Annotated in this window: 10 protein-coding genes and 1 tRNA gene; 9 read left to right on the top strand and 2 right to left on the bottom strand. The window is 75.3% G+C overall.

Annotated elements, in window-relative coordinates; all coding sequences use genetic code 11:
- Nucleotides 1-183: 183 nt before the first annotated feature.
- Nucleotides 184-651 (bottom strand): GatB/YqeY domain-containing protein, encoded by a 468-nt coding sequence (locus tag ACTUAL_RS27165; RefSeq protein ID WP_096491096.1) that lies wholly within the window; start codon nt 649-651, stop codon nt 184-186.
- A 63-nt stretch (nt 652-714) separates the two neighbouring features.
- On the opposite strand from ACTUAL_RS27165, the gene ACTUAL_RS27160 reads away from it, so the two are divergent.
- From ACTUAL_RS27160 to ACTUAL_RS27125, 8 genes are all read left to right on the top strand, one after another.
- A complete protein-coding gene (locus tag ACTUAL_RS27160) occupies nt 715-1,674 on the top strand; it encodes a metallophosphoesterase (protein WP_096491095.1) in 960 nt (319 codons plus the stop codon).
- A 21-nt stretch (nt 1,675-1,695) separates the two neighbouring features.
- A tRNA-Pro gene (locus tag ACTUAL_RS27155) sits at nt 1,696-1,772 on the top strand.
- A gap of 550 nt (nt 1,773-2,322) precedes the next feature.
- Nucleotides 2,323-3,180, top strand: coding sequence for a hypothetical protein (locus ACTUAL_RS27150; RefSeq protein ID WP_440902234.1), 858 nt, complete (start codon nt 2,323-2,325; stop codon nt 3,178-3,180).
- Between the two features lie 26 nt (nt 3,181-3,206).
- Nucleotides 3,207-3,497: a hypothetical protein gene (locus tag ACTUAL_RS27145; RefSeq protein WP_440902233.1), complete on the top strand. Its 291-nt coding sequence runs from the start codon at nt 3,207-3,209 to the stop codon at nt 3,495-3,497.
- Nucleotides 3,498-3,503: 6 nt separating this feature from the next.
- The gene (locus tag ACTUAL_RS27140) at nt 3,504-4,097 is read left to right on the top strand and encodes a putative T7SS-secreted protein (protein ID WP_096491092.1); all 594 of its coding nucleotides are present in this window, start codon (nt 3,504-3,506) and stop codon (nt 4,095-4,097) included.
- A 145-nt stretch (nt 4,098-4,242) separates the two neighbouring features.
- On the top strand, nt 4,243-4,704 hold the full coding sequence (locus ACTUAL_RS27135) for a hypothetical protein (RefSeq protein WP_440902232.1): 462 nt from the start codon (nt 4,243-4,245) through the stop codon (nt 4,702-4,704).
- A 277-nt stretch (nt 4,705-4,981) separates the two neighbouring features.
- A complete protein-coding gene (locus tag ACTUAL_RS27130; protein ID WP_440902231.1) occupies nt 4,982-5,800 on the top strand; it encodes a class I SAM-dependent methyltransferase in 819 nt (272 codons plus the stop codon).
- Entirely contained in the window at nt 5,797-7,611 is a 1,815-nt protein-coding gene (locus ACTUAL_RS27125) for a prolyl oligopeptidase family serine peptidase (RefSeq protein ID WP_440902230.1), read from the top strand. Before ACTUAL_RS27130 ends, ACTUAL_RS27125 begins: the two co-directional genes overlap by 4 nt.
- Before the next feature lie 112 nt (nt 7,612-7,723).
- Here ACTUAL_RS27125 and ACTUAL_RS27120 read toward each other — a convergent pair whose 3' ends face one another.
- Nucleotides 7,724-8,776 carry an alpha/beta hydrolase gene (locus ACTUAL_RS27120; RefSeq protein WP_440902229.1) on the bottom strand — a complete coding sequence of 351 codons (1,053 nt, stop codon included), beginning with the start codon at nt 8,774-8,776 and terminating at the stop codon, nt 7,724-7,726.
- 80 nt (nt 8,777-8,856) lie between these two features.
- Between ACTUAL_RS27120 and ACTUAL_RS27115 the strand changes: the two genes are divergently transcribed.
- Nucleotides 8,857-9,423, top strand: a complete 567-nt coding sequence (locus ACTUAL_RS27115; RefSeq protein ID WP_440902228.1) for an NADPH-dependent FMN reductase — start codon at nt 8,857-8,859, stop codon at nt 9,421-9,423.
- Nucleotides 9,424-9,514 lie beyond the last annotated feature (91 nt).

Genomic DNA, 9,514 nt, shown 5'->3' with positions numbered 1-9,514 from the left:
CCGGCGGTCAACCGGGCGGTGGGACACCGGGGACGCCGGGGCAGCCGGGCGGACCGACCAGGCCGACCAGACCGACCCGCTGAGCGAGGTCGACCGACGGGAGGAGCGGCGCCGCGAGATCCTCGGGGCGCCGCTCCTCCGCTCGTGGGGCGGGAATCCCGGTCCCGGAGGGCCGGGAGGCGCTCAGGCGCTCAGGCGGGCCTTCACGGCGGCGGCCACCCGGCCGCCCTCGGCGCGGCCGGCGACCTTCGCGTTGGCCGCCTTCATGACGAGGCCCATCTGCTTCAGGCCCGGCTGCTCGCCGCCCTGCGCCAGCTCGGCGACGGCCTCGTCGACGAGCGCGGCCAGCTCGGCGTCGTCGAGCTGCTTCGGGAGGTAGGTCTCCAGGATCGCCATCTCCTGGCGCTCCAGCTCGGCCTTCTCGTCCCGGCCCGCGTTCGCGAAGGCCTCGGCGGCCTCGCGGCGCTTCTTCACCTCGCGGCCGAGGACCTTGAGGACCTCGTCGTCGGTGAGCTCGCGCGCCGCCTTGCCCGAGACCTCCTCGTTGGTCACCGCGGTCAGCGCCATCCGCAGCGCGCCCGCCGTGACCGACTCCCTGTTCTTCATGGCGCCGGTCAGATCGGACTGCAACCGCGCCTTGAGCTGTGCCATGCGGGCAAACCTACCGGGCACCGCGTCGAGCCCCGAATCATTTGACCGCCTACCCTCGGGGAGGTGAACACGTTCGGCCGATCCCTGCTCGCCACGACCGCACTCGGAACCGCGGCCCTCGCCTACGCGGCCGGCATCGAGCGCAGGCACTGGACACTGCGGCGCGCCACGATCCCGGTGCTGGCCCCCGGTTCGGCGCCCCTGAAGGTGCTGCACCTCTCGGACCTGCACATGACCCCGAACCAGACCTCGAAGCAGCGCTGGGTCGCCGGGCTCGCCGAGCTGGAGCCCGACTTCGTCGTCAACACCGGCGACAACCTCGCGCACCCGCAGGCCGTCCCCGGCGTCATCCGCGCGCTCGGTCCGCTGCTGGACTTCCCCGGCGTGTTCGTGTTCGGCAGCAACGACTACTACGCGCCGCGCCCGAAGAACCCGGCGCGCTACCTGCTGCCGTCCGCGAAGACGAAGCGCATCCACGGGCTCGACCTGCCGTGGCGCGACCTGCGCGCCGCCATGGTGGAGCGCGGCTGGATCGACCTGACCCACGTGCGGACCTCGTTCGAGGCGGGCGGTCAGCGGATCGTCGCCGCCGGGCTGGACGACCCGCACCTCAAGCGCGACCGGTACTCCGAGATCGCGGGCGCGCCCGGCAAGGGCGCGCTGCGGCTGGGCGTCACGCACTCGCCGGAGCCGAGGGTGCTGGACCCGTTCGCCGCCGACGGCTACGACCTGGTGCTCGCGGGCCACACGCACGGCGGGCAGCTGCGCATCCCCGGCTACGGGGCGCTGGTGACCAACTGCGACCTCGACCGCGGCCGGGCCCGCGGCGTGTCCCGGTGGGGCGCGCACATGTGGTTGAACGTCTCCGCGGGCCTCGGAACCTCGCCCTACGCGCCGGTCCGCTTCGCCTGCCCGCCGGAGGCCAGCCTGCTCACCCTCGTCCCCCGCGACGTCGACGCTGGTCAGAGCGACGACGAAGCGAAGAGGGATACCGATTTCCGAGTTCGTGGGAACGTGCGGTAGAGTTCACCTCGTTCGGCCCACCGGGGTGTGGCGCAGTTTGGTAGCGCGCTTCGTTCGGGACGAAGAGGTCGCAGGTTCAAATCCTGTCACCCCGACCAGTTCAGGCCGGGAGCTTCTCACGAAGCTCCCGGCCTGAACTGCTTTCCGGGCCCGTTTTCCCTCGGCGGCCCCGACCATTCCCGGCGTGACCTTCGTCTCACCGCCCCCGTGTTGTTCGCGCTCGTCCGACGACGGCCCCGCGCGTTCCCGGAACCCGTTCGCCCGCGACCCCGGAAAAGCGGTCGGGGCCCGTCCCCCCGGACGAACCCCGACCTCCTCCGGAACGGCGCGGCGGCCCCCGCTCCCCCCTCCGCCGCGTTCCCCCGCGTTCCGGCCCCCCTTCTGCGGGCGGCGCCCCCACCGCCCGGCCGCGTGGCCTACGCCATGTCGCGGTTGCGAGCCGTGCGCTCCCCCATGGTCTTTCCCCCTCGGTTTCCCAGTGGTGTTTCCGACGCCTCCGAAGGTATTCGCACCGCGCCCTTTCCAGCCACTCGATTTCCCGCCTCGCCACGCTCTCGCCAACCCGCCCGGTTGGCGAATCCGTGGCGAAAAGCGGCGGCGTGGCGAGTTCTCGGCGAATCGCCAGGTCGGGTGCCTAATCTGTCGCGCGTGGACCAGGTCAAGCGCGCGATCGACCGGGCGTGCTCGCTGCACAAGTCGACCGGGGTTCGGCGGACCGGGCTGGACCGGGCGCTGGGGTCGGAACTGCGAGCGCTGTGGGGCGTCGGGGCCTCCGACCCGCCCGACCGGGTCAGGGCGAAAACGGTGCTCCAGCTGGAGCGGGTGTTCGGCGGGCTGGACCCGGTGGTGGCGGCCGTGGCGCGGGGGTGGTTCAACACCTCGCTGGACCCGGCCTGGTGGGGGCTGAACCTGACCTCGCGCAAGCGGCGGCTGCGCGACGGGCTGGACCTGTCGCAGCGCACCCTGGAGCGCCGGTTCGGCGACGAGGCTCAGCCCGCGCTGATCGCGTCGCTGCGGGCCGGACCTGCGCCTGTGCCGCCCGCGGACGTGCTGGCCCGGCTGGACGCGGAGCGGCGCGCGGTGGCGGGCGACCCGCCGGACGACGGGGCCGACGAGCGGATCGGGCGCTTCCGCGAACCGGTCTCCCCGCTGGAGCAGGCGCTGCGGTTCGCGCGCGAGGAGCCGCTGCACGGGCTGCGGGACCGGGAAGGGCGCCCGGTCGTGCTGGACGCCGGGGAGCACGGGGCGTGGATGCCGGTGTTCAGCACGCGCGCCCGGTTGCGGGAGTACCTGCCGGCGAACCCGGCGTTCGGCGGGTTCGCGTTCACCAGCACGGGTCCGAAACTCGCCGCGGAACTCATCGCGCGGCATCCGGGAACGGGGCTCGCGGTGAATCCGGTGGCCGATCCCGAGGGGGACCTGAGGAGAACATTCACCCTTCTCCCGGAACAGGTCGGAGAACTCCTCGCGATTCGCCGCCCACCCGGTGAAAACCGCGCCGGATAACTTCGACTGCCGCTACAGTCCGTCGGATGAGCGGTTTCGCGGTGGACACTCGTGAACTGCGCGGCGCGGCGGGATCGGTGCGCGCGGAGGTGGCCGAACTGGTGGGGAGCCCGGCGCTCAGGTACCGGGCGGACCCGACCAGGCTCGGGCACGAGGGGCTGGGGGCGGCGCTGGCCGGGTTCGACGACGCCGCGCGGGTCGGGATCGCCGCGCTCGCGTCGGACGCCTCGGAGCTGGCGCGGCGGTTGGAGGAGACTGCGGCGGCCTACGCGGACGCGGACGTCGAGGCGGCGCGGCGCTCGGACGAGCACGGGTAGCCGCGCGTGCCGGCGGACGAGGGGGAGCCGATCGCGGGCAGCGCGTCGGTGCTGGAGAACGAGGTCGTGCGGTTGCGGCACGTCGCGGGCGCGCTGGACGAGGTCGCGGGGGCGGTGTCCCGTGCGCGGGCCGACGAGTGGAGCGGTCGGGCGCGGGAGGGGTACGACGGGGCGCGCGGGCGGCTGCGGGAGCGGTGCCTGCGCGCGGCGGAGGAGTTCACCAGGGCGGCGCGGGCGGTCGACGGGTACCGGGCGGTGCTGCTGGAGCTCCAGCCGAGGGCGCGGTGGGCGGTCGAGGAGGCGCGGGGGCGGGGGCCCGAGGCCGAGGCGGTCGCCGAGGAGCGGGTGGACCGGTGGCGGCGGCAGCTGGGGCGGGCCGGTGACGAGGCAGCGGCGGCGGTGCGGGACGCGATGCGCCGGATGGGTGACCTGGGCGGGGTCTTCGCCCGGCCCGAGGTTGCTCCGATCGCCGCGCCGCGCGCGCCCGAGCGCAGGAGCGCGCCGGTGGCGCGACCGGACCTCGGGGACGGCCCGACGTACGAGCCGAGGCTCCGCGAGCTGAACAGGGCGCTGGTGGCGGCGTTCGCCGGGCTTCCGTGAACGGATCTTCACCCGATTACACACAGTACCCTCTTTAGGGTGAACCTTTAATATTGAACTGACTCTGCGTAACAGCAAGGCGGGTCGGAGCGAAAAACGAGACACGCGCGTCGCACAACCGCACCCGCTCCTGCGAGGAGTAGCAATGAGCACCGCCGCACAGTCAGGCCCGCACGCCGAGCACCGCGACCCGACCTCCGAACCCCCGGTCCCCGCAGCGCCGGTCTCCGCAGCGCCGATCCCCGCAGCGCCACCCCGGACTTCCGCGACCGCGGGTCTGGGGAGCGTCGTCCTCGCGCTGGCCGTGGTGGGCGCGGCGTTCCTGGTGGCGGACCTGACCTCCCCGGTCTTCGGGGCGGCGACGGGGGCGCTGCTGCTGCTCGGCGCGGCGGCGGTCCGCGCGCTGCGCAGGGCGGGGAGGACGGCGGACCGCATCTTCGCCGAGGAACTCCCCCCGCCGGGAACCAGGCCGGCCACCCTCCCCGGCCCGCGCACCCCGTCGGACGCCCGCCACGAGCCGACCACCCGCCGCTCCACCCCCGCCTCCCGCCGCAGGCCTGGCCGGGTCAGGCGCCCCCACCGAGCGGCGGGCCGGAACGGCCGCTGAACGCCCCCGCACCGCCGGGAACCCCCAAGACCACCCCGGTGGGCCGCCTCACGCGGACGGAGGCGGCCACCGGGCTCCTGGACGGCGGGACGCGGGGCCGGGGGACGGGGACGTCGGGCGGCGAGAGCCGGGTGCGGCGGACAGCCGCCGCTTCCCCGGCGGCGAGGGCCCGCCCCCGTTCCAGCCCGGCGTCTCCCCGAAGCCCCTCCTGCCCCGAAGGGGTGGTGGGCGGGGGAACCGGCTTCCCGCGTCGTCATCGGCCGCGCACAGTGCGGCCGTGGACCCCGCGACCCCGCCCCGGCACCCCGCCCCCGACCACCGCGCCGAGCTGCGCCGCGCCTACGCCACCGGCGAGCTCGCCGAGCTCCCCGTGTTCGCGGGCGGCTTCATCAACTTCGGCTTCTGGCGGGGCGTGCCCCTCGACGGCCCGCTGTCCGCCGAGGACCGCGTCGCCTCCCAGGCCGCCCTCTACGACCTCGTGCTCGACGCCCTCTCCCCCACCGGCCGCAGCACCCTGGAGGTCGGGTGCGGGCAGGGGGTGGGCACCCTGCGGGTGCTGCTCCGGTCGCCCTCCCGGTGCGCCGGGGTCGACCAGGAGCCCGAGCAGGTCGAGCGGGCCCGCGCGGCGGCGCCCGAGGGGGAGTTCGCGGTCGGGTCGGCGGGGGCGCTGCCGTTCGGGGACGGCGAGTTCGAGCGCCTGCTGTCGGTGGAGGCCGCGCAGCACTTCGACGACCTCGGCGCGTTCGCCCGCGAGGCGGCCCGCGTGCTCTCCCCCGGTGGCAGGCTGGCCGTCGCCACGTTCTTCGCCGCCGACGCCTCCGCCGCGCCCGAGCTGTCCCGGCTGCTGGCCACGTTCGCGAGCGGCCTCGACCTGCCCCACCCGATCGGGGGCTTCCTGGACCGGCTCCGCGAGGCCGGGTTCGGCGACGTGGCGGCCACGAGCGTGGGCGGGCACGTGTGGCGCGGCCTGGACCGCTGGCTGGAGCTGGGGCCCGCGCCCGAGCGGTGGGACCGCAACTGGCTGGTCGCCGCCGAGCGGGGCCTGCTGGACTACCACCTGGTCACCGCGACGAAGCCGGCAGGATCGGGGGCGTGACGACGCACCCGACAGCTCCAGTCCCGGACCCGCTGTTCCCCGACCCCGAGGCGGAGGCCCGCTGGCGGGACCGCTTCACCGCGCCCAGGGTGAGCCTGCCCCAGTGGGCGGAGGACGCGCCGGACCGGAACCTGTACCTGTCGAACTCCAGCGGCGTGTGGGAGGTCTACGCCTGGGACCGGTCGTCCGACGAGCACCGCAAAGTCACCGACCGCCCCAACGGCACCTCGCACTGCGCGCTCAGCCCGGACGGCGAGCGGATCTGGTGGTTCTCCGACACGGACGGCGACGAGTTCGGCGTGTGGGTGACCGAGCCGTTCACCGCGACGGGTGACAAGGCCGAGCCCGCCGTCCCGGACGTCCCGGCCGCCTACCCGGCGGGCCTGGGCATCGGCGCCGAGGTCGTGGTCGTCGGCGCGTCCACCGACGACGGCACCACCGTCTACCTCTCGCGCGCGGGCGGCCCCGCCGAGGTGCTCTACCAGCACGCGAACGACGCGGGCCTGGGCGCGCTGTCCAAGGACGAGACGCTGGTCGCGATCGCGCACTCCGAGCACGGCGACAACCGGCACACCGCGCTGCGCGTGCTGACCACGGCGGGCGAGACCGCGGCGGAGAAGTGGGACGGCCCCGGCAAGGGCCTGGACGCGATCGCGTTCAGCCCGGTGCGCGGCGACAACCGGCTGCTGGTGATGCACGAGCGCCGGGGCCGCGAGGAGCTGCTGGTCTGGGACGTGGCGTCGGGTTCCGAGACCGAGGTCGTGGTGGACCTGCCCGGCGAGATCTCCGCCGACTGGTACCCGGAGGCGGACGCGCTGCTGGTGGTGCACACCTTCCGGGCGCGCAACACGCTGCACCGCTACGACCTGGCGACCGGCGCGCTGACCGCGCTGGAGACCCCGCACGGCTCGGTGGGCTCGGTCGGGGTGCGGCCGGACGGCGCGGTGGAGTACTCGTGGTCCTCGGCCGCGCGGCCCGGCGTGGTGCGGGTGCTGACCGCGTCCGGCAAGGACGAGGTGCTGCTCTCGCCCGCGGGTCACCGGCCGCCGCCGTCGGCCGAGCTGCGCGACGTGTTCGTCGGCGACGTGCACGCCCTGGTCGCCAGGCCGGAGGGCGCGCCGGACGGGCCGCTGCCGACGGTGTTCAGCCTGCACGGCGGGCCGCACGCGGCGGACGAGGACCGGTTCTCGGCGTACCGGGCGGTGTGGCTGGACGCCGGGTTCGCGGTGGTGCACGTGAACTACCGGGGCTCCACCGGGTACGGCTCGGCGTGGCGGGACGCCATCGAGGGCAGGCCGGGGCTGACCGAGCTGGAGGACGTCGCCGCGGTGCACGACTGGGCCGTGCGCGAGGGCTTCGCGGACCCGGCGAGGTGCGTGGTCAACGGCGCCTCGTGGGGCGGGTACCTGTCGCTGCTGGCGCTGGGGACGCAGCCGGAGCGCTGGGCGGCCGGGGTCGCGGGCGTGCCGGTGGCGGACTACCTGGCGGCGTACGAGGACGAGATGGAGCCGCTGCGGGCGTTCGACCGGGCGCTGTTCGGCGGGTCGCCGCAGGAGGTGCCGGAGCGGTACCGGCTGTGCTCGCCGCTGACCTACGTGGACGAGGTGCGCGCCCCGGTGCTGGTGCTGGCGGGCGAGAACGACCCGAGGTGCCCGATCCGGCAGATCGACAACTACCTGGACCGGCTCGCGGCGCGGGGCGCGGAGTACGAGGTGTACCGGTACGACGCCGGGCACGGGTCGCTGGTGGTGGCGGAGACGATCGCGCAGACCGCCGCCGAGGTCGACTTCGTGCGGCGCAGGCTGGGCTGACCGACCGGTCGGAGCGGGAACGGGCCTGCGGCCTCACCAGCCGCAGGCCCGTTCCGCGTTCGGCGCCAGGTTCTCGGCGCCAGGTTCTCGGCGCCAGGTGTGCGGCGCCCGCTCACGCCCGCCGCAGCGCGAGCCCGGTGCGCAGCGCGCCGATCGCCTCGGCGACGGCCTCCCGCCCGGACGTGCCGACGCCGAGCGCGTTGGCGAAGCCGTGGATCAGCCCGTCGTGCCTGCGCAGCACGACCGGCACGCCGCTCTCCGCGAGCCTGGCCGCGAACGCCTCGCCCTCGTCGCGCAGCGGGTCGAGCCCCGCAGTGGCCACGTAGGTCGGCGGCAGGGCGGACAGGTCCGGGGCGAGCAGCGGCGACAGCCTCGGGTCGTGGTGGGTGGACAGGTCGGGGGCGTAGTGGCCCATGAACCAGTCCATCTTGGGCCGGGTGAGGAAGAAGCCGCGCGCGAACAGGTCGCGGGAGCCGCCGGTGGCGGTGGCGTCGAGCGAGGGGTAGAGCAGCAGCAGGAACGCGGGCCGGTGGTCGGCGTCGGCGGCGCTGAGCGCGGCCGAGGCGGCGAGGTTGCCGCCCGCGCTGTCGCCGCCGAGCGCGATGCGGTCGGGGTCGGCGCCGAGCTCCCCGGCGTTGGCGACGGCGTACCGGTAGGCGGCGTCGGCGTCGTCGGCCGCGGCGGGGAACCGGTGCTCGGGGGCGAGCCGGTAGTCGACCGCCAGCACGCGCACGCCCGCGCCGACCGCGAGGTGGCGGCACAGGTCGTCGTGGGTCTCCAGGTCGCCGCTGACCCAGCCGCCGCCGTGCAGGAACACCAGCAGCGGGGAGCCGTCGGGCAGCCCCTGCGGGGTGTAGTGCCTGGCCTTGAGGTGCTCGTCGATCCGCACCTGCCTGGTGAGGACCCGGTGCAGCCTGGGGCCCTCGACGAGGGCCGCGGTGCGGCGGAGCGAGGCGCGGCTGGTGGCCGGGGACGAGGTGGACCAGCCCGTTCCGGACAGCTCCTGCATCCGCAGCAGCAGCTGGGTGTCCGGGTGGAGGGTTTGGCCGTCGACCACGCGGGGCGGTCCGGTGAGGAGTCGGCGGACCGGAGCGGGCAGGGCGAACGCGGCGCGCAACCCCGCGGCCAGCACTCCGGTGGGGACCCTGTCGGCGAGCTTCGACATGTGACCGACGCTACCTGCGGGCAGATCGCGGGGGCGAGAGGTTGGACCTCGACCTAACTGGAGGTGGCAGGATCGGGCGCATGACGGTCACCGTGGTGGGCATCGGCGGTTCGCTCCGCGCCAACTCCTCGTCCGAGCGCGCGCTGCGCCTGGTCCTGTCCGGCGCGGCGGAGACCGGCGCGCGGGTCGTGGAGGTGTCCGGCCCGGACCTGGTGCTGCCGTTCTACGACCCGACCGAGCCGACCCGCCCGGAGGCCGCCCGCAGGCTGGTGGAGGCGCTGCGCGTCGCGGACGGCGTGGTGCTGGTGTCGCCCGGCTACCACGGGACGGTGTCCGGGCTGGTCAAGAACGCCCTGGACTACGTGGAGGACCTGCGCGGGGACGAGCGCCCGTACCTGGACGGCCGGGCGGTGGGCTGCGTGGCGACCGCGATGGGCTGGCAGGCCTCGGTGACGACGCTGACCTCGCTGCGCTCGATCGTGCACGCCCTGCGCGGCTGGCCGACCCCGCTGGGGGCGTCGGTGAACACCCGCGAGGTGAAGTTCGACGAGGCGGGCGAGTGCTCCAGCGCCGAGGTGGCCGAGCAGCTGCGCACGGTCGGCAGGCAGGTGGGCGGGTTCGCCGCGAGCCGCGCGAAGCGGTGGTGACGGGAGTTCGGGAAACCGCCGGGAACGCGGGGGGGGGGCCCCCCCGCCCCCCCGGGGGGCGGCCCCCCGGGGGGGAGCACAAAATAGGGGG

The sequence above is a fragment of the Actinosynnema sp. genome (genome assembly GCF_052038725.1).
Note: the sequence above shows the minus strand (reverse complement) of the source record. Positions and strands in the feature narration are given on the sequence as shown.